Annotated in this window: 16 protein-coding genes and 3 pseudogenes; 13 read left to right on the top strand and 6 right to left on the bottom strand. The window is 58.2% G+C overall.

Annotated elements, in window-relative coordinates:
- The first annotated feature begins 54 nt into the window (after positions 1 to 54).
- From OH764_RS35635 to OH764_RS35670, 8 genes and pseudogenes are all read left to right on the top strand, one after another.
- The gene (locus OH764_RS35635; protein WP_498851969.1) at positions 55 to 774 is read left to right on the top strand and encodes a hypothetical protein; all 720 of its coding nucleotides are present in this window, start codon (positions 55 to 57) and stop codon (positions 772 to 774) included.
- Between the two features lie 38 nt (positions 775 to 812).
- Positions 813 to 1,922 carry an alkene reductase gene (locus OH764_RS35640; RefSeq protein ID WP_498851970.1) on the top strand — a complete coding sequence of 370 codons (1,110 nt, stop codon included), beginning with the start codon at positions 813 to 815 and terminating at the stop codon, positions 1,920 to 1,922.
- 243 nt (positions 1,923 to 2,165) lie between these two features.
- The gene (locus OH764_RS35645) at positions 2,166 to 2,630 is read left to right on the top strand and encodes a DUF3331 domain-containing protein (RefSeq protein WP_498852023.1); all 465 of its coding nucleotides are present in this window, start codon (positions 2,166 to 2,168) and stop codon (positions 2,628 to 2,630) included.
- Between the two features lie 272 nt (positions 2,631 to 2,902).
- A complete protein-coding gene (locus tag OH764_RS35650) occupies positions 2,903 to 3,040 on the top strand; it encodes a hypothetical protein (RefSeq protein WP_498851971.1) in 138 nt (45 codons plus the stop codon).
- A 302-nt stretch (positions 3,041 to 3,342) separates the two neighbouring features.
- Entirely contained in the window at positions 3,343 to 4,506 is a 1,164-nt protein-coding gene (locus OH764_RS35655) for an MFS transporter (RefSeq protein ID WP_498851972.1), read from the top strand.
- 94 nt (positions 4,507 to 4,600) lie between these two features.
- Positions 4,601 to 5,711 (top strand): annotated as a pseudogene (locus OH764_RS35660) (alkene reductase).
- A 736-nt stretch (positions 5,712 to 6,447) separates the two neighbouring features.
- Complete coding sequence (locus OH764_RS35665) at positions 6,448 to 7,197, top strand: SDR family NAD(P)-dependent oxidoreductase (RefSeq protein ID WP_498851973.1); 750 nt, start codon at positions 6,448 to 6,450, stop codon at positions 7,195 to 7,197.
- 140 nt (positions 7,198 to 7,337) lie between these two features.
- Entirely contained in the window at positions 7,338 to 7,832 is a 495-nt protein-coding gene (locus tag OH764_RS35670) for a DUF3237 domain-containing protein (RefSeq protein WP_498851974.1), read from the top strand.
- A 31-nt stretch (positions 7,833 to 7,863) separates the two neighbouring features.
- Here the strand turns inward: OH764_RS35670 and OH764_RS35675 are convergent.
- Positions 7,864 to 8,151: pseudogene (locus OH764_RS35675) on the bottom strand (hypothetical protein); the annotation flags it as partial.
- A gap of 136 nt (positions 8,152 to 8,287) precedes the next feature.
- Here OH764_RS35675 and OH764_RS35680 point away from each other — a divergent pair.
- Positions 8,288 to 8,617, top strand: a pseudogene (locus OH764_RS35680) (tyrosine-type recombinase/integrase); the annotation flags it as partial.
- A 392-nt stretch (positions 8,618 to 9,009) separates the two neighbouring features.
- On the opposite strand, the gene OH764_RS35685 reads toward OH764_RS35680, so the two are convergent.
- The 3 genes from OH764_RS35685 to OH764_RS35695 form a co-directional block, all read right to left on the bottom strand.
- Positions 9,010 to 9,981 carry a DUF2971 domain-containing protein gene (locus OH764_RS35685; RefSeq protein WP_498851975.1) on the bottom strand — a complete coding sequence of 324 codons (972 nt, stop codon included), beginning with the start codon at positions 9,979 to 9,981 and terminating at the stop codon, positions 9,010 to 9,012.
- Between the two features lie 120 nt (positions 9,982 to 10,101).
- Positions 10,102 to 10,833, bottom strand: a complete 732-nt coding sequence (locus OH764_RS35690) for a hypothetical protein (protein WP_498851976.1) — start codon at positions 10,831 to 10,833, stop codon at positions 10,102 to 10,104.
- Positions 10,834 to 10,998: 165 nt separating this feature from the next.
- Positions 10,999 to 12,003 (bottom strand): hypothetical protein, encoded by a 1,005-nt coding sequence (locus OH764_RS35695; RefSeq protein WP_498851977.1) that lies wholly within the window; start codon positions 12,001 to 12,003, stop codon positions 10,999 to 11,001.
- 509 nt (positions 12,004 to 12,512) lie between these two features.
- Between OH764_RS35695 and OH764_RS35700 the strand changes: the two genes are divergently transcribed.
- Positions 12,513 to 13,696, top strand: a protein-coding gene (locus tag OH764_RS35700) for an IS3 family transposase (protein WP_498848630.1) whose coding sequence is annotated in 2 segments (ribosomal slippage) — positions 12,513 to 12,777 and positions 12,777 to 13,696 — 1,185 coding nt in all. Because the reading frame shifts where the segments join, the coding sequence is not laid out codon by codon here.
- Positions 13,697 to 13,756: 60 nt separating this feature from the next.
- The gene (locus OH764_RS35705) at positions 13,757 to 15,454 is read left to right on the top strand and encodes a site-specific integrase (protein ID WP_498851978.1); all 1,698 of its coding nucleotides are present in this window, start codon (positions 13,757 to 13,759) and stop codon (positions 15,452 to 15,454) included.
- A gap of 1,078 nt (positions 15,455 to 16,532) precedes the next feature.
- Here the strand turns inward: OH764_RS35705 and OH764_RS35710 are convergent.
- Complete coding sequence (locus OH764_RS35710) at positions 16,533 to 17,309, bottom strand: SDR family NAD(P)-dependent oxidoreductase (RefSeq protein ID WP_498851979.1); 777 nt, start codon at positions 17,307 to 17,309, stop codon at positions 16,533 to 16,535.
- A 60-nt stretch (positions 17,310 to 17,369) separates the two neighbouring features.
- Positions 17,370 to 18,134: an aldo/keto reductase gene (locus tag OH764_RS35715; RefSeq protein WP_054926586.1), complete on the bottom strand. Its 765-nt coding sequence runs from the start codon at positions 18,132 to 18,134 to the stop codon at positions 17,370 to 17,372.
- 112 nt (positions 18,135 to 18,246) lie between these two features.
- Here OH764_RS35715 and OH764_RS35720 point away from each other — a divergent pair, with 112 nt between their 5' ends.
- Positions 18,247 to 18,708 (top strand): carboxymuconolactone decarboxylase family protein, encoded by a 462-nt coding sequence (locus OH764_RS35720; protein ID WP_498851980.1) that lies wholly within the window; start codon positions 18,247 to 18,249, stop codon positions 18,706 to 18,708.
- An 87-nt stretch (positions 18,709 to 18,795) separates the two neighbouring features.
- Entirely contained in the window at positions 18,796 to 19,965 is a 1,170-nt protein-coding gene (locus OH764_RS35725; RefSeq protein WP_054926588.1) for an MFS transporter, read from the top strand.
- Positions 19,966 to 20,033 lie beyond the last annotated feature (68 nt).

Below are 20,033 nucleotides of genomic sequence, written 5' to 3' on the forward strand. Positions count from 1 at the left end.
GCAAATCGCGGTGGTTTCAGGGAATACCGCCTGGATTATCTAAAGGAGCACGCTATGAACGACTTGCTGGATTTTGCGGTTACCGCGCACGGTGGACTCGAACGCTGGAACGAATTCACGGAACTGCAGGCGCCCGTGTCGATCGACGGGGCTATCTGGCATCTCAAGCAGCAACCCGGTCTTCTCAACGACAAGGTGTTCTCGATCAAGACGCACGCAGAGCAACTCACCATCACGCCGTTTAGCGCCCCCGACCGGAAGAGCGTCTTTGTTCCTGGGAAGCTGACATTGGAGACGCTCAATGGCGATGTTGTCGAGACGCGCGATCATCCGGAGGCAGCCTATGCAGGCCAGACGCTCGAGACGCCTTGGGACAAATTCCACGTTGCGTATTTTGCCAGCGAGGCGTTGTGGACCTATCTGACCTCGCCATTCCTGTACACCTATCCCGGGTTCGAAACGAAAGAAATCGAACCGTGGTACGAAAATGGCGAGAAGTGGCGCCGCCTGAAGGTCACCTTTCCCGACTACATTGCCAGCCACACCAAAACGCAGATCACGCATTTCGGCCCAGACGGTTTGATGCGCCGTCACGACTACACAGTCGACATTCTCGGTGGCGCGAGCGGCGCGAACTACACGACGAATTATCGGGAATTTCAAGGCATCAAGATGCCGACAACGCGGCGGATCTACGCCTATGACGAGCAGTTGCAGAAGGTCCCGGAACCTTTGCTCGTGTCGCTAGACTTCGGCGAACTGAAGTTCAGCTAACGCCGCTACCTGAAACTCGACTATCACGAGGCCGTGCCTTGACCCAAGACGTCTTCTTCACCCCGCTGCGGTTAGGAGCGCTCCAGCTTCCGAATCGAATCATCATGCCGCCTTTGACGCGCATGAGGGCCGATGCTTACGGCACACCTCAGGCAATCACCGCCGAGTATTATGCGCAACGCGCGACAGCCGGCTTGATCATCACTGAAGCGACTGCGATCATCGGCCAGGGTCACGGCTATCCGCAGATGCCGGGCATCTACAGTCCGGCGCAAATCGCTGGCTGGCGAGCCGTGACCGATGCCGTGCATGCAAAGCGTGGACGCATTGCACTTCAAATTGTCCATCACGGACGTTGGTCGCATTCGTCCTATAACGCCGACGGCAGCCTACCCGTGGCGCCGTCGGCCATTGCAGCGCCAGGCATGGCCTACACACCCACGTTTCAGAAGTTGCCGTATGAAACGCCTCGCGCCCTCGAAACCGCTGACCTGCCGGCCATCACGGCAACATTCAGGCAAGCCGCGCTGAATGCACTGGAGGCGGGATTCGATGCCGTTGAGGTACACGGTGCCAATGGTTTTTTGCTCGACCAGTTTTTGCAAGACGGCAGTAATCATCGCACGGACGACTATGGCGGCTCGATCGAAAATCGCGCTCGCTTGCTGCTGGAGGTGGTCGACAGCATTTCAGCTGAGATTGGCGCGGAGCGTCTTGGCGTAAGGCTGTCTCCCCACGGCAATCTTGGCGGCCTAAACGACAGCGCCACGGTACCGCACTTCAGTTATGTCGTCAGCGAGCTCAGCAGACGGGCTATTGCCTATCTTCATCTGATCGAACCACGTGCGTCGTCGGCTGGACTCGGAGACGACGCAAGCATCGATAGCGCGAACAACGCGGCCTTGTTCCGTCATCTTTTCGCCGGATCGGTCATCACCGCAGGTGGATATAACGCTGAGACCGGGGCGAAGGCGATGCGCGACGGACTCGCCGACGCAGTCGCATTTGGCCGGATGTTTGTCGCCAATCCCGATCTTCCTCTGCGCATCCTGCGTTGCGCACCGTTAAATGCCTTCAATCGCGCGACGGCATATGGCGGAGGCGCCGAGGGCTACACGGACTACCCGACGCTGAGCGAGTCGGTTTGACCGAATCGGGTGGACCAGATCGCGACCCGGAGGGTTGCGACTTCGCGCACGGCATGGAATGCGTCCCAATCTCGTTTCGCGCGCCAACTGCCCCGGGTTAAGGGCAGTCTCGTCCGCAGGCTATTGCGCAGTTCCACAATAAAACTTTAGGCGAGTCTGGGCCTTGGAACGTAGACGAAGCAAGCAGGGCGGCGACAACACTACTGAAGCCACAAGAACACATCGATCATGGAAATCAGCCGTATGGATGAATGCAGTTCATGGGACCGAATCCTGATATCGCTCGCCGTCGCTTCAGGGCAGTCCTCCGCAATACTTGAGATATCCGCACTAGCGCCTGCGCATCGCGCTCAACCTTCGACTCGCCGCTTGCCTGCCGCGACGAGCTGGACCAGGCATCGTACCTCGGTAAGAGCTATCGAGCCGCATGGCAAAAGCTCGCTGCTAGTTTTCTGGTGCGACCCGACATGCTGTCACTATGTCGACCAACTCTGGATCAACGTGATGGCGCGTAAGAGCGGGCGCTGTGCGCTGACGGGCTTGCCGATCCGGCGTGGCGACCTGATTTATAAACCGCAGTGTCGCGGTTTGCGAGTGCCGGCCAATTGGCATGAAATGATCCTCTTCTCGGCGCTATGGGCTCGTTCGCGTCAAAGCGGGTTGGGGGATGCCGATCGTGCCATCCGCCACCCCTCGATACATCGCTAATGCTTATCGCATTTGACATATCGAGAGCATATACGCTCACGAATGCCCTTTCACCCTTGAGTCGCTTCGCGACGGAAATTTTTGACTCGACTAACTCGCCTGCAAGTGGGCTTGCTAGTCCGGATTCGCAAAGGTCTTTAGGCGTCTAAAGACGCACTGTCGTTTCATTCCCTGCCTGCCCGATTGAATGGTTTGGCCAAGCGAACGCTATTGCAGCGTCTCTGGGCAACGATTTTGGCGCAACTTGGCATTCCCCCGAACAATTTCAAACGATGACGCCGAAGGAGCGCACGACAGTTGAAGATGAAGTCAAAGAGATTTTGAAGAAGGACATGCAAGCACAGCAACAGCAACTGGCTCGGCAGCAAGCGGCACAGACTCAGCAGCTTGGATTGGTTGCTGCACTTTAGCGAAGAAACATGTTTCGATCGACCTTGCGATATAGACGCTCGTTTATCGCCGAAGCAGTCGACTAGCCATGCATTAACCCTGACGTGCCGGGCACGCGTTTGGTTAGATTATTCCATCATAGAAATAATAAGTTATATAAATACGGATTTATTTCAAATCTGCGTTCTTGTATCTTCACCTGCATGACGCATGCTGACTTAAACGAGGTGCCCAAATGACGAATGTTCCCGCTGGCCGTGTTTCGCTTGCCCCACTCTACTGGATGGCCCTTGGGGCCTTCGCCATCGGCACGGAGGGCTTCATGATCGCGGGCATCCTGCCGTCTGTGGCAAAGGAACTCTCTGTTTCTGCCGCCACCGCCGGCACACTGGTGACGATCTTCGCGTTGGCCTACGCCATCAGCTCTCCGGTGATTACTGCGTTAACCAGCCAACACAACCGTCGAAAGCTGCTGCTCGTGTCCATGAGCGCGTTCGCACTCAGCAATGTGATTGCCGCGCTTTCGCACAGCTACTGGATGCTGGTCGTTGCACGGATCATGCTGGCGCTGACTGCAGGTGTGTACATGCCCGCTGCTATCGCTCTCGCCAGCGCGTTGATCGAACCGGCCCGCCGCGGCCAAGCGCTGGCGATTGTCAGCGCAGGGACGACGGTCGCGATTGCGCTCGGGGTGCCGCTGGGTGCGCTAATGGGCAATGCATATGGCTGGCATGCGACATTTGTGTCGGTGGCAGTCCTTGCCACGCTTGCGACCCTGGGGCTGATGGTAGGTCTCAAGACGCATACCGATTCGACAGCTCAGGTGGCAGGGCTTCGGGAACGCTTCGCGATCGTTCGACGCCCGGCAGTCCTGAAGGCGTTGTCGATGACGACACTCTGGTCATCTGGAACCTATGCCGTGTACACGTATCTGGCGTCCTTGCTCTCGTCAACCACGACGCTGCAACCTATTCACTTCGGTATTGCTTTCTTTCTCTGGGGAACGGCGGCGGCGGTGGGAGTATTCGCTGGCGGTATCGGCACAGACCGTCTCGGCGCAAGAAAGGTCATCGCGATTGGACTGCCTGTACTCGCCGTCGCACTGATTTCGCTGTCGTTGTTGGGTCACTTCGTCTCTCCCCATGTTGCATTGATTCCGGTACTCGTAATCGTTGTCGTATGGGGTATTGCCGCATGGGCGATTCATCCGGCACAACAGGCTCGTCTGATTCAGGTCGCGGGAAGTCAAGTGGCGCCGGTGGCACTGTCGCTTAACGCATCCTTTCTCTACCTCGGCTTTGCGCTAGGTGCATCGATCGGGGCATACACGCTGAACCGGGGTGGAGTGGAGGACCTCGGATGGGTCGGTGCACTGTGCGAGATCGCAGCCCTTCTGCTGCTGGTGAGCAGCAGAGGCGAAACGAAGCCAGCAATCTCCGTTGTACAGAACGATCCCAGGCTGGTTGCTAAAGGCATAAGAAACTGAGTTTTCCTACGTTTAAAGCGATGATTTTTGCCATCGCCAATCACGCAATCTACTGTCTGACTTTGATTACCTTATCTGTAACAGGAAGACCATCATGTCCATCGATAACCTTTTCGCTCCCTTGTCCCTCGGCGCGCTGAAGTTGCCCAACCGGATCGTGATGCCGCCGTTGACTCGCATGCGGGCAGCCGCAGGCGGTGTGCCGACCCTGCTCAGTGCAACCTACTATGCACAACGGGCTACCGCCGGCCTGATCATTACAGAGGCAACCGCAATCACGCCGCAGGCGCATGGCTATCCGAACATGCCGGGCGTTTATAGCCGCGAGCAAATCGCCGGCTGGAGCGAGGTCACGAGGGCGGTTCACGAACAGGGCGGCCGCATTGCGTTGCAAATTGTCCATAGCGGACGCGCGTCCCACTCTTCATACAACGCCGACGGATCATTGCCTGTCGGCCCATCCGCAATCGCTCCCGCGACTGGCCAAGCTTTTACGCCGACGTTCTCCCTGATTGATTTCGAAACGCCGCGAGCGCTCGCGACTGCGGAAGTGGCCGCGATCGTCGAAGATTTCCGCCAGGCTGCGCAACGCGATCGAGGCCGGCTTCGACGCCGTCGAACTGCATGCTGCCAACGGCTATCTCCTCGACGAATTCTTGCAGGACGGTAGCAATCGCCGCACGGATCGTTACGGCGGCTCGATCGCCGGACGTTCGCGACTTCTGTTTGAGACTGTAGCCGCAGTATCGGAGGCGATAGGTGGGGACCGGGTCGGTGTGCGCCTGTCACCGCATGGCAACTTCAACGACATGTACGACAGCGATCCGCAAGCACTGTTCGGTTACCTGGTCAGCGAACTCAACGGCTTTCACCTCGCGTACCTGCATCTGATTGAGCCGCGTTCGTCGTCGATCGGTGCCGGGGAAGACCTGAGCGTCGATAGCGCGAACAATGCCGCACTGTTTAGCCGGGTTTTCAAGGGGCCTGTGATTTCAGCAGGAGGCTACAACGCCGAGAGCGGCAGCGCTGCTATCGCCGAAGGGCACGCCGATGCGATAGGCTTCGGCCGGATGTTCATTTCGAATCCTGACCTGGTTCAAAGACTGGAAATGCAGGTGCCGTTGAGCGGCTATGACCGCAGTACGTTTTACGGGGGAGCGGAGCACGGTTATACCGACTATCCCCGCATTGAGGTCATGGCGTGAGACTGCATGGGGCCGCTTAGAGAAGGGTAGATGGACCACACGGAGGTCATTCAATCGGTGGACGCCTCGCGAAGCCGGCGTCCATCATCCGGGGCAGCGCGAGAGTTCGGAGGCCGGCCAGTAAAGCGTTGCGAGGGACGTGGGCTGGGTCGCAGAGTTCATCGTGTGCTCCGCTTACGCTGCCACCGTTTCGTTGCTACAGACCAGCGTACCATGCGATGGGCGAATCTATAAGGACTGACTTTGACGGCGTAATGAAATTTGAACATAAATTCCTCGGGACTGAGTCGCTGGCGATGTGCGATCAACCGCCGGCATTTGACTTTGAGGGAAAGTGTATGGACGGACCGTCATAAGAAAAATAGATTAAGGTTCCGAATATCCAGGACAAGGCAGTCCGCAATCGAGCCATTCGCTGCCGGGCGAGTCGCAGCAGCAGATACCGAGCTTTCAGATGCAGTACGAAAACTGCGCGGCAGACCGCGGATCAGCACGCCGCAACGGACTCGCGTGTCCGAAATGATCGGAATCCCAGCCTGTTTATCTTCCGTCTCCCGACCGCTACGATATTCATGACGACGCGCAGAGGGTCTGCACAGCCGCAGATCAGGAAAAGCTTTACCAGCGCACTGCCTGGATTGGCCGACAAGAAGGGCGCATCATCGTCAGTCCCCACGGGCGCCGATCTTTGAGCGGCTCTTTCAGGCGCTATCGCAATCTTCACCAAGGAAACGCAATGTCTACCAATCCCGTCGTTCTGATCACTGGCGCGCTGACCGGCATCGGCCGCGCCACCGCGCTGGCCTTCGCGCGAGAAGGCGCACATGTAATCGTCTCCGGGCGGCGCGTGGACGAAGGCTGGAAGCTGGCAGAGGAGCTTCGCACGCTCGGTGTGGAAGCCGAGTTCATACAGTCCGACGTCCGCTTCGAAGACGAGGTACGCAACCTCGTCGATAAGACGGTGGCGCGCTTTGGCCGGCTCGACGTGGCGGTCAACTCTGCTGGCACAGAAGGCAAGTCCGGACCGGTAACGGACATGACCCCCGAGGGCTATGCCGCAGTCTTCGACACCAATGTACTCGGCACCTTGCTTAGCATGAAGCACGAGATGCGCGTGATGCTGGCGCAGCGCAGCGGTAGCATCGTCAATATCTCATCAACGATGGGCACGCGCGGCGCGGCGAACGCCTCTCTCTACGTTGCAAGCAAACACGCGGTGGAAGGCCTGACCAAATCGGCAGCGATTGAGGCCGCTGCTTCACGTGTGCGCGTCAATGCTATCGCTCCGGGTCCGGTCGAGACCGCAATGCTCGACCGGCTGACCGCCACCGCTGAGAGGAAGACCGCTTTTCTCATGAACGTTCCACTTAAGCGCGCTGGAACCCCTGAGGAGATAGCCGACGCCATCGTGTTCATCGCATCTGACAAGGCAAGCTTCATCACCGGCGAGATCATAAGAGTCAATGGTGGGAAAACAGCATCCTGAGGTTGGCTAGCCATCACTGAAGTGTTCCAGCCAAGGACGAGGCGCTAGTTTCTGAAGTGTACGCAATCCGCTTCAATGAACGATCCATCGATCTCAACGGCGTGGGGAGGCCCGCGTCGTCATTCTCGAGGTAAGACATCATGACCACGACACTGTTCGCGAGCCTTCCGGCACCCCTTCAGCGCGTGCAGATGCGCCCATTGTTTGTCATGCGACTCGACGTCAGGCCGATTGTCGTCGTCGGCGCCACGCCAGGACTCTTTCGCCGTGTGGGTATCGTCCCATCAGGATCTTTCGAAGGCGACAGACTGTCCGGAAAAGTGCTCGACGGAGGCAGCGATTGGCAGGCTGTGCGCAGCGATGGCAGCACCACGCTCGACGTCCGCCTTATTCTGAAAACCGAGGACGACTCAACGATCGCCATGTCGTACCGCGGCGTTCGCCATGGGCCGGTGGAAGTGATACAGCGACTCGAAAGAGGCGAGGTCGTCGATCCATCAAGCTACTACTTCCGGATCAACCCCATCTTCGAAGCACCGTCCGGTCGATACGAGTGGCTGAATCGTATCATTGCTATCGGCACCGGCCATCGTTTCGCGAATGGACCTACCTATAGCGTGTTTGAAGTTCTGTGAACGCGAGAATAGGACATTGCAGCATCGAGCGTCAGGTCGAATAGACGTGCCTGGCCTGCGCTTCCATGAGCGGCCGGCGCTGCTCAAGCAAGTCAGTGCGGTGGTATGCGGCTTCGACTTTGTTCGCAACGATATGCGCGAGGGCTCGCTCTGCAAGGTCGCGCGCGTAGCCATGTTCGCTCGCCCAATCCCGAAAGCTCGACCGAAAACCATGTGCGGTTGCGACGCGTCCAGCCGTGTCGCTCTAAGCCTTGACACGACGAAGCAACGCGGTCAACAGTGAAACTGCCGCTAGCGTGATAAATAACCTTATCGGTGCAGCATCGTTTGTGGTCTAAACTGGCGATCATGAAAACGCGTGACACCTTGCCCGTCAACGAGACCGACTCCGGCTTCCCCAACAAAGCAGAGCTGGCCGCATTGCGCAGTTGGTACGCAGACCTTGACGCACGGCGACGCCGCTCGTCGCGAGTCTCGATGAGGATGGCGCGGGCATCGAAAGCACGCGGCTGTGGCGCGTGCTGAGGCGATTCTTCGTGCTGGTGGCCGACGCGATCCGGGACGAGCGGCCCGCGACTGCTGAAAAGCTGCGTCGCGCGAGCCCACACTGGATGCGGCACACCCATGCGTCACACGCACTGGCGCGCGGCGCCGAACTGATCATGGTGCGCGACAACCTGCGGCACTCATCGATCTCGACGACGTCGACCTATCTGCATAGCGACGAGGTACAGCGAGATCGGCAGTTCGATCAGGCGTTTAGCTCACGGGAGTTCAAGCGGTAGGCCGCCGGAAAATGGCATTTGGAGCATAAGCGCAAGGGATTTCATCACTTCAAGACTTATGATAGCAAATTGCGCTTACCTTGCTCATACCCCAACTATGGCCGTTCGTGCAAGTCGATGGCAGACGTATAGACGTCGCTTGACCGTTGATAGCGGCTCTTCGTTCAAATATGCATAGGCGATATGGCGCCATCCGAAGGGTTGATTTCTTCCCACCCTACCGCTCGGCATGCATCTGTACACGGCGTCCGGCCATTGCGCTCGTTCGTGGGTACAAGACGATGGCGAAGAATCCCCTGTCGCGCAAAGGCGCGCATGCGCAGACGTGACATACCGGTCATTGGTTCCTCTACGGAACCTCCTGCCGTTATGACGTCAGCGCGAACGGGATTCTACTTCGCCCGATACGGCGTGGACGATGTCACGACACGCTCTGCAAGTAACGGCTTGCCAAGGGTTTCCAGCATTCGCCGGACTGCCATGGTTGAGCGGACCGACGCACCGTTCGGGCCAAGGATAATTTTGCTGACAAGCGCCTCCAGCGTGACGCCGCCGGCAGCTGCACCGTCCAGTGGTGCGATCTTAAACTTTAGCTTCGGCTCAACCGTCCCACCGTTGATAAAGTAGCCCAGCATGCCCGTCAGAATCTGGTTGGGATCGTAGTGCCGTGAGTACACCACCCGCCATTCGCTTTCCTCCCGAAAACCGCGATGCTTTGTGAAGACGGAAAACGTAAGAAGTCGCTCAAAAAGCTCGGACGCGCAGGTGAATACTGCGTCTTCTGGGATATCGCGAGCGCTCACCAGTTCGGCAAACTTCTCAAGAATCTGGTCTATCCACGCGAGCCGTTCGTCGCTGGTCCCATAGGTGACGGGATCGACACGTAGCGGGGAGTGGGGGATTTCGGTTAGCGCTGCCGTGTTAAACACGATCGCAGCGCCGCTACCATTGGCCCCGTAGCCCCGCCACATTGACAGCAGACCGTCATTGTCGGCTGCGTCATGCGCTGAGAAACAGGCAATGTAGATGTCGAACATCAGGCCTTTGTCGAACTGATCGAATATCCATAAAACCTGCTCTCGGAACCTGTCGTATTGGTCGGACGTCTTGAAGGCATTTCTGATTGCGGTGTTATCCCGGAACCTGTTCCGGCTATTCACCAGCCCAAACACCAGCTCTTCAAAATCGTTCATGTAGAGTGGATTCGAGAACCAGAACTGCTCATTTTTGACCACGGCTTCCAGCGTGGTTATGGAGCAATAGTGAGCTATCAAAGGCCTGAACGCCGGGAAGCGCTCGTTGGCGGGCCGCAAGTCTGTCCAGATAGGCTGCAAGTACGCCTTGTAATCGAAATCGTCGCTCATCGCCATAAGGGGTCCAGTTATATTGAGGATGCGCTGGGTCAGCGGAGTCGAAGTGTCATGCTTAAAGATGCTACCGGAGCTGCCATGAACTTCGATCTGCGCCAGGCATGTCGTCATTCGTCACTTGTCGATGAATTTTTTCCGTCCCTTGCTCACTGCCCGGGTGGATGGCACAGGCACCTGCTGACTACCGCGCTTGATGATGTCCTCGACTGGCATCGCGCGCGCTGCCGCCAGCACCTGCGCTGCCTCGATCTCAATTTCTGATTCAACCTTTGCGCGTAGAACCTTCGCCAGTTGCATGAGGGCAAACGCATCAAGCCCGCCGCCGCTCATCAAGCGACCGTGATCAACATTAACTTCGGTGACAGTTCCCGGTGTCTCACCGTCGACTTGCACGCAGACAAAGACCTGATTGTCTTCAAGTGGTGCGACCGCGTGAGCGATGAACTTGTCGCGATAGGCCTTGATGTGCTCATGGACGGCCCTGAGCGCGGGAGGGAGATCACGCACCCATGCCGCAGGGATCCCGCAGCGTGCGCCTGACTGATGGGTGCGCAGGAAGCGCACAACGGCTGCCGCGAACAGCGCATCTGAGAAAAAAATCGCGTCCATCGATATCCCGAGGTCAGCCTCGGGGCGAAACACGCGCTGGTCTTTTTCTGCGATCAGGCGGCCGCAGATTTTCTCGACGGCCTCAAGATCGGTTTTGATACCCGTCAGGTCCGAAAATCTCTGCGCGACTGGCAGCGAAAAGTGGAAGCGCACGAATAGTGGCTTTGGGCCGACCTGAAGCTCGCGAAGCATGTCCCCATCAATGCCGGCTGCTCTCAGGATTGCATCCTTGTCCATAGTGCTTCTCGTTTGGCGCATATTGCGGCAGCGCGTGCTATTAAACCATTGTGTCTGGCTCGTGATCACCCGTTACAGGGTCACACGTGAGATTCGGCGACGAACGTGGCACTGCCGGTCCTCTTTAAGCGGTTGAAAAGGGGCAACTGTCGTGCCGCCGAGTGCTTATTGCGCCTGTGCGTCGGCCTGCGATCGCCAACCCTTTAGCAAGTCGTTTAATTCTTGCTTCGTGGTCGCGCGCACGAGTTCCATCGGCATGGTCCGATTCATGTTGATACCGACAAGCCCGACCGAATGTGCCCAAGGAGCAGCGAACTGCTCTTCGGTGGGAAAGCAGTACCTGACGGCATCGCTCGGCACGTCGTTGATCTGCTGCAGCCTTGAAATTACATTTCTTAACGAGTAACTGACGAGTTCCAGCAGGAGGATAGTCTGCGGAGCGCTCCAATTCCTGCGGTATAGACGTCCGGCGATGCTGCGGTTAGTGCGGTTTTCCCCGCCAATCTTCTCAAGATGGAAGTAGCTAACCCCATGGGCGCTGCCGCCGAGAGCGATCTTCTGCAGTGCACCCGCGTCGGGTGTAGTGGACGGCCCTGAAATCTCCATCGTAAAACCGCCCGGCGCGACTCTAAAGCCATGCTTCAGGCTGTTGTATTCTTGCGCCGTGTTTGGGTCGACAAAATCATGCGCGAGCCGTGTCCATAGATCCCCGAAGCTCCTGGCTGTAGTCGCCCGTAGCTCCGGGTCGCCTCCCGCGTCTTCAAAGATATAGACCGCGAGCAGTTCCCAGGTGGGGGTCGGCCCTCGAAGCTGCATTGGTTCCGAAAAAGATCCTTTGGATATCGAGGCAACGATATCTCGGAGAGTCTGATTGCTGCATTTTGCAAGCCAGGCATAGACGCTTTTCGGGGCCTGCAGCATCGCTGCCAACAGCGAATAGAGCGTCTCAACTCCTTGATGAAGTGCTAACCGCGCGACGGTGGCGCCGCGATGCTCATCCTCTTTGGTCTTTTGGAACTCCGTACCAGCCATGCGGCCGACGGCGTCGAAGTATTCCGCGTCGACTCCCCTAAGAAAATCCAAATTATGTGTGTCAAACGGGTGTTCCCAAACACAATATGGCTCGTCGGCAACTGCGAATACTGTTGCTTTCACTGCGGGTGTAGTCATTTTATTCGCTCCCTTTCAGCATAGGTAACCGGCGTGCACCGCCCGCGACCGGATCGATCGGTGGGCCACTGGTTCAAACAGCGGTGGCACGTCGGAACCCTTTGCGGTGATCGCGTGCTACGCAATCAGTCCTTGGAGGATCGCGGCTTCGCAACGCAATATCCGATTTGCCAGCTTGGCAGTATTGTGCAACACCACGTTCAGTTTTCGCGTCAAACATGCCGCAGAACACACACTTCCGGCAACTCTAAGCGAGTGGCCAACCGAACGCCTGCTGCGGCCGCCCGACCAACGCTAATGGGCAAACGGTCGCTGTGTCTTCAGAGCCCACCAGCAGTCCAGCCGGACGCCCATTAGTGGATTTTAAGAGGTGAGTTTAGACCCAAGGAGCGGCGTTTTTGACGGCTATTAAGATAAGCCTTCTTATCCTGGTAGCCGCATTTCTGTGAGCTTGCCCCCGAAAAACGAATCCCTTGCTGAACAGGTAAACTCAAGCAAGGAGAAGAACGATGACAAGCAAGGCAAAGCGAGCACAGTACACGCTCGAGTTCAAGCTGGAAGCGGTACGGTTGGTGAAAGCCGGGCAAAGCATGGCAGCAGTGGCGGCGACACTGGGTGTGGTTGAACAGACACTGTACAACTGGGTGAAGGCTGACCGGGAAGGCAAGCTCGCGGGAGCAGGCACGAAGCCCGTGAGCCCGGAACAGATGGAGCTGGCGCGGCTGCGTGCGGAGGTAGCGCGCCTGAAGATGGAGCGAGATATATTAAAAAAGTGCGCAGCGTACTTCGCGAAGGAATCGATGTGAAGTACGCCTTCATCGAGCACAATCGACGCTACTGGCCAGTCTCGGTGCTATGCGAAGTGCTGGAAGTCAGTCCCAGCGGATATCATCAGCGCCGGCAACGCACCGCGCAGGACAAGCCGCACCGAAGCCGCGTAAGCAACGATGCACTGCTCGCGCAAGTCAAGGCAATTCACACGCAGGTTAAAGGCGAATACGGCTGGCCCCGCATGTGGAGGGAGTTGCTCACACAAGGCGTGCGCGTGGGTAAAGAACGGGTTCGCAAACTGATGGCGCAGCATGGCATTCGAGCTCGCCACAAGCGCAAGTACATCGCGACGACAAACTCTAACCACGATTTGCCGGTGGCGCCGAATCTGTTGGAGCGCAACTTCACCGCTAACGCACCGAACCAGGTCTGGACGACCGACATCACGTACCTGGCGACAGCCGAAGGCTGGGTCTACCTCGCGGTTATCATCGACCTGTTCAGCAGGCAGGTGGTGGGCTGGTCGATGCAGCCACACATGAAAGCTGAACTAGTCACGGACGCATTGCGAATGGCGTGGTTCCGGCGTCGCCCTGACGCCGGCGTAATCGTGCATAGCGACAGGGGCAGCCAATATTGCAGCGGCCTGTTTCAGGACACATTGAAGGCCTACGGCATGCGTTCGTCGATGAGCCGACGTGGAAATTGTTGGGATAATTCGCCGACGGAAAGTCTATGGGGTTCGCTGAAGGTAGCACGCATGCACGGACGACACTTCGCCACTCGGCGAGCAGTAATGGATGAGGTGATTGACTGGCTGGGCTTTTACAATGCGCGTCGGTTACATTCAACGCTCGATTACGTCAGCCCCATGACGTTCGAAAAGAACTGGTTCGCAGCTCAGCGAGGCGAAGCCGCATAATTCCCCCCAGCTATGGGATTCGTCAAACGAGGGCAAGGTCACTGTGCCAAACTGGCGCTTATGAAAACGCGCCTCGCTTCTTCGCAATTGCCCGTCGGAAACGGGGATTTTCCTGATGCAGACGAGCTTGCCGCGCTGCGCGCCTGGTACGCCGGTCTTTCGTCGCGAGAAGCAGTCGGACGCTATCTGCCGAGGAAGGCCGGGCAGAGGCGTTCGGCGCGCGGTGTGCTAAGCCAGATCCGGCGCGCGCTCATCGCGGCCGCGCGTCTAGCGCATCGCGACGATCTGGCGACGCTGCTCGGCCATCCAGCCGGCGAACGCGTGGGCCACGCGAAAGCGGTCGCGCAGGTGATCGAGGTGCTGCGGCACGCGCAACCACCTGAACCGCGGATCGCCGACCCCGTTGAACAGTGGTTTCCGGCGAGAGCAGTGCGCGCGTTGCACGCGAAGGGGATCGTCACGCTGGCCGACCTTACCGTGCGTATTCCGCGCCGGCGACAATGGTGGAAGAGCATTCCTGATCTTGGCGCAACCAGCGCAAAGCAGATCGAGGCGTTCTTCACCGCTCATCCAGCGCTAACGGAGCGGGCGAGGGCGCTCATCGCAACCAACAACCCGGACAGCATCGTGCCGTGGGAGAGTCTGCGTCTGCCGCACGAAGTGGACGGTTCGGCGGGAACGTTCCGGGCGCCGCCCGCGACCTGCACGCTCGACGCCAGCAACGATTACGAAGCGGTGCAGGCATGGCTTTCGCTGCACGAAGCCGCGGCGACGCAGCGCACGTACCGAAAGGAAGCTGAGCGGCTGATCCTCTGGGCGATTGTCGAACGGGGAAGGGCGCTGTCGTTGCTAACGACGGAAGATGCCGTCGTCTACAGGACATTCCTGCGCCGCCCTACGCCGCGCGAGCGCTGGGTAGGGCCGTTGCGGCCGCGCAGTGCGCCGGACTGGCGCCCGTTTGCCGGCGGCCTGTCGCCACGTTCCGCCGCGCATGCACTGTCGATTCTCGGCGCGCTGTTCCGGTGGCTGATGGAACAGCGCTACCTGCTCTCCAACCCGTTCGCAGGCGTGAAGGTCAGCGGGGGCACAAAATCTGCCGATCTGGACGCGTCCCGGGCCTTCACGGAAGGCGAGTGGCTGCTGGTTCGGGCGATCGCCGACGGACTCGAATGGTCATATGGCTGGTCCGCGCCTGCCGCGCAGCGGCTGCGCTGCCTGCTCGACGTCGGCTTCGCGACAGGCCTGCGGGCCAGCGAACTGGTCGGCGCACGGCTAGGTCACATTGAGACGGATGCGCGCGGCGAGCACTGGCTGCGGGTGACCGGCAAAGGTCGGAAGGCGGGGAAGGTCGCACTCCCGCCGCTGGCATGGGATGCACTCACGCGGTATCTGCTGGCAAGGCGACTCCCCGTTTCACCGGCGCGGTGGAAGTCCGACACACCGCTCATCGGAAGCCTTGATGGCGATGACGCAGGTGCAATCAGTGGCATGCGCCTATGGGCAGTGCTGAGGCGGTTTTTCGGTCAAGTGGCGGGACTGGTCGCCGCCGATCATCTACCGCTTGCCGGGAAGCTGCGCCGGGCGAGTCCGCACTGGATGCGGCACACGCATGCGACCCATGCGCTTGCCTACGGCGCCGAACTCACGACCGTGCGCGACAATCTTCGGCACGCTTCGGTCTCAACTACATCCATCTATCTGCACGGCGACGACGACAAGCGGGCGCAGCAGATGAGGAAGGCATTTGAAGGGAAATGAGCCCTTCCCGGTTGTCGAGCCGCCGCGACGCAGCCGGCCACTACAGTCAGATCGAAGTCGCCGACGATAGCTGCCTGAGTGAGTAACGCCGCATGATGAACTCGTCGAATCAAGACCCGCTCATCCGAAGCGAGACCACAGGATAGCCATAGCGATGAGCGCTACCACTTGTATGGCAACGATCGTGCGCAGCTGACACAACGCCTTCTGCGTTCGCTTTAATGCCCCGGCAGGACTAGTATCCAGTTGCGAAGTCCGCTCGCACACATCGCCTCGGGGGCTGACGAGCAGTCTCGCAATGTCGTATCGCGCTGCAGCCACGCCTGATCTTGGTACGTCCATTACACTACCGTTTGGAACAGGATATAACTAGCATATCGTGCAGGCGAACGTGTGTCCCGTCCGTCGCCGTTTCGTCGCAGCGAAAACCGCGATGAAGATGAAGCGTAGGCTGATTTCCGTCCAGGGAGGCAGGAACAAAATTACTTTAAAAACGGGAACAAATTTACTTAAACCAACGCAGCTGGACTGCATTTCTGTAGTAATCCTACGTATTTGACATAAACTAAATTAACCACTTTTCGACCGTGCGCGCTAACGGGTGAGGTGGTGGACCGCTCCGATCGCATCGTCCGTGATGGCGTTCGGTTTCTGGAAGCTAAGTGCCGACCTGACGATTACTAAAGCGACCGTTCGATGCTCGACTTCTCCAACAAGCTTCAAGACATCGCCGGTGACGCCGTGTTTTTCAGCGAGTGCCTTTATTTCGGACGCGTCTAGCATAAACCACCTCCGTTTCACGTAAAGACCCGTTTAGGTTTCCGCAGCAACGGCGCATGTTAGGCTGTAATGCGCGTCGGTCGCGAGCGCACCCGTTTGTAATATAGGCGCTATTGAACGGTGCGACGATAGGATTGCTTTCGGCATCGAACGGCGCGTTTGCTATGCGCCCGGTCCGACGGCTCGTTGGTGACCGGCGACGCGCTATAACTGGCTGGGCCGCGACTGAAGCTCCCGGCGAATTTCCCCGGGAGCACTTCATCATAGCGCGACGGCCCTCGCTCTCCGCCGGCTAGCCTCAGTTCCGGTTGTACCCATGCTCCCGAGATGCCAGCACTTCTTTCCAGTGGTTCTCCCGGCGCGCGATCTCTTCGCCCGTCGATAGAATATCAGCGATCTCCAGCAAGGAGAAATTGAAGTCATTCCGGCGCTCGGGTCCAGCTATTCCAAGCTCCTTTACCAACAGTTCCTTCTTGATGTTTGGATTGCCCGCGAGCATCCCCGTTTCAATCAGTGCCGGCGCAATCGCATTGACTGTCACCCCCGTTTTGGCGAGCACCGACGCGTAACCGTGAGCGAGGCCAATCAGGCCGGCTTTTGAGGCTGCGTAGTGTGGTCCGACGACGCCGCCCAATTGCGCTGCGACCGAAGACAGGATGATGACTCGGCCCCATCCACGGCTCACCATTTCGGGCACCACTTCCTGTGTCGCAATGAATGCAGATGTCAGGTTGATCGACACGATTGTGTTCCAGTTTTCAATGGTCACTTCCTGCCAAGGTTTAGGCATCGTGACGCCGGCGTTATTGACCAGGATGTCTATTTGCCCGAAGGCATCACGTGCGCTGCCGACCATCGCCTTGACACTTCCTTCATCGCGGACATCCGCGCGGATTGCTAAAGCTTTCCCGCCATCACTTTCAATCTCTTGTACAACATCGTGCGCCGAGTCTTCGTCGGTGACGTAAGTCAACGCGACCGAAATTCCTTCCTTCCCGTACGCGAGAGCGATTGCTCGTCCGATGCCTTTGCTGCCGCCCGTGACGAGGGCGACCTTGTCGGTTAAGTCAGTCATGTGTTTCTCCATCAGTTAGTCGAATACAGCCCTGGTTTCATGAAGGGACAGCGGGATGATTTACGGGCGCCCGAGCAGGTCAACGTCTGCTGGGTCGAGAGTGAACTGACCTGACGCCAGATTCTCTTCAAGGCGCTCTCGCTTACTTGATTTGGGTATCACTGCAACCCCTTGTTGGGTCAGCCAGCGAAGCGCAATCTGTGACGCGGTCTTGCCATATTTCTCTGCCAGTTCGCGGAGGTGGTGCTGCTTTGCGATGGCGCCCTTGGCGAGCGGCGAATACGCTGTTACGACAATGGAGTTTTCAGCCGCATAATGAATGACATCTGTTGGGACCGCGCCGAGATGACATTTGACCTGGTTGCATGAAATTGCCGGACCTGCGATTCGCAGCGAGTTCTTCAACTGACTAACCGAGAAATTGCTGACACCGCCGTTGCGCACCTTCCCATCTGCAATGAGCCTCTCGAGAGCACCTAACGGCTCTTCAAGCGGGACCTCGTCGTTCGGCCAGTGAAGCAACAGCAGGTCCACATAGTCCGTCCTCAGTCTTCCAAGCGATTCCTCGACAGAGGTCAGAAAATCGTTGCGGTGAAAGTTGTGAGGCCAGACCTTGGTTGTCACGAAAACCGACTCTCTGGGAACGCCTGAATTCGCCAGCGCCTGTCCAACCTCGGCCTCGTTGCTATAGGTTTCGGCCGTATCAATATGACGGTAACCCATCGCAAGCGCCGTCTGCACGACCTCGGCACACTCACGACCTCGCAACTGGTAAGTCCCCAAACCAACTATCGGCATACCCAGTTTTTCGGGCGGTGTGCTCATCGCAAAGCTCCTCGATAGAAAGCATCTCCAACAAGCAGAGCCAGATTCGGGCCTGTCCGTCGTGACGCAAAACTTTAAAAATGCATTGCACTGTGCAGTGCAGTGTAGCACCATGCAGACTTGTTCTCAAACGGGAGGTCATATGCAATCCAAGCCAATTGGTACCGATACATCCGCTGATTCCAGCCGACTTCATGCAGGGGCGAAGCGCTTCGAAGATGTCATGGGCGCGTCGGCGTCTGCATTCATCGACCATTTCAAGGGTGTCGCGCCGGATTTCGGCAAATACATTCTTGAATGGGAATTTGGTGACCTGTACGGTCGCCCGAACCTGGACTTGCGAACCCGCGAGCTCGTCATCATCGCGTCGTGCGCGACGTTGGGCTCAGCAGGGTTAGGTGCGGTGAAAATGCACATTGGCGCTGCTTTGCGGGCCGGTGCTTCGCGAGCAGAAATTGCCGAAGTGCTCATGCAACTTGGCTTTTCTGCCGGGCTTCCGACCGCTATCGCCGCGCTTGATGCCGCCCGTGAGGCTTTCGCTGCAATCGACGCGGCCAGCGCGGAACAAGCTTGAGCGTTGCCATGGTCACTGACTTCAAGAAGGCGATTTCACGTGGATAACACTTCGACGGCACCGCACGGTGTACGCGGCGCGATTCCAATGATGGCTGCCGCGTGCGGCGTTACGGTCGCGAACGTCTACCTTTGCCAACCATTGCTATCGGCGGTCGCGACCAGCTTTCACGCGTCAGCATCGACTGCAGGGCTCGTTGCGACCGGGGCTCAGGTTGGCTACGCTACCGGCATTCTGCTGGTCGTGCCCATGGCAGACCGAGCTGACCCACGCCGTTTGATTCGAGTCCTCCTCGCGCTAACCTGCGCCGCGCTGATTTGCGCGGGGTTGAGCCCGTCGGTCCATCTGCTCGCGCTACTCACGCTTCTGGTAACGACCGTTACTGTCGTTCCGCAGGTGCTGATTCCCGTCGCGGTATCGCTCGCGGCACCGGGGAAGTCTGGCCGGGTAGTTGGCACAATGCAGACCGGTCTGATTCTCGGCATCTTGCTGTCGCGAACCGTGTCCGGCGCGGTTGGCCAATTCAGCGGTAGCTGGCGCGCGTCATATTTTCTCGCCGCTGCTCTGACTGGACTTCTTCTAATTGTTCTGCCGCGATACATCCCGGAACGGCAAACTGAGTCAGCAGCAGACAAAAAGTCCTATCTATCGCTTTTAGCTTCGCTACCTCAACTCGTGCTTGAGTGGCGAGACCTGCGGTTTTCTTCGGCGCTTGGCGCTTCGATGTTCGGCGCGTTTTCTGCCTTCTGGGCAACACTGGCATTTCATCTTGCACAACCGCCGTTTGGATTTGGGTCAGCTCAGGCAGGCCTTTTCGGACTATGGGGCGCGACAGGCGCTCTGATTGCACCGCAATGCGGCCGACTTTCAGACCGTTTCGGACCCACCGCTGTGAACATTATTTCCTTATGCTCGGGAGCGTTAGCGTTCGCCGCGTTTGTTGCCGGCGGCGACATCTCCATATTCGCGCTTGTTGTTGGAGTGAACCTCCTCGATTTCGGCAACCAGGCCGGCCAGATTGCGAATCAGGCGCGGATTTTCAAGCTTGACCCGGGTGCACGCGCCCGCCTCAATACCGTCTACATGGTCTTCACCTTCGCTGGCGGCGCACTGGGTTCTGCAATCGGCGCAGGAGCGTGGACTGCGGGAGGCTGGAACGGTGTCTGCGTCACTGGATTCGCACTCGTTGCTCTTGTCGCATGCCTGCTGATTGCTCGAAACCTATTCAAGGGCAAACCGGTTGCGACCACTCGCTAGACTCATCAGCGGCGCGGGTTGACGGCCATGAAACACTCGACCATCCCGCATTGCGTACAATCTGACGT

Origin of the sequence: Burkholderia sp. M6-3 (assembly GCF_050858985.1) — a bacterium.
GTDB classification, from domain to species: domain Bacteria; phylum Pseudomonadota; class Gammaproteobacteria; order Burkholderiales; family Burkholderiaceae; genus Paraburkholderia; species Paraburkholderia caledonica.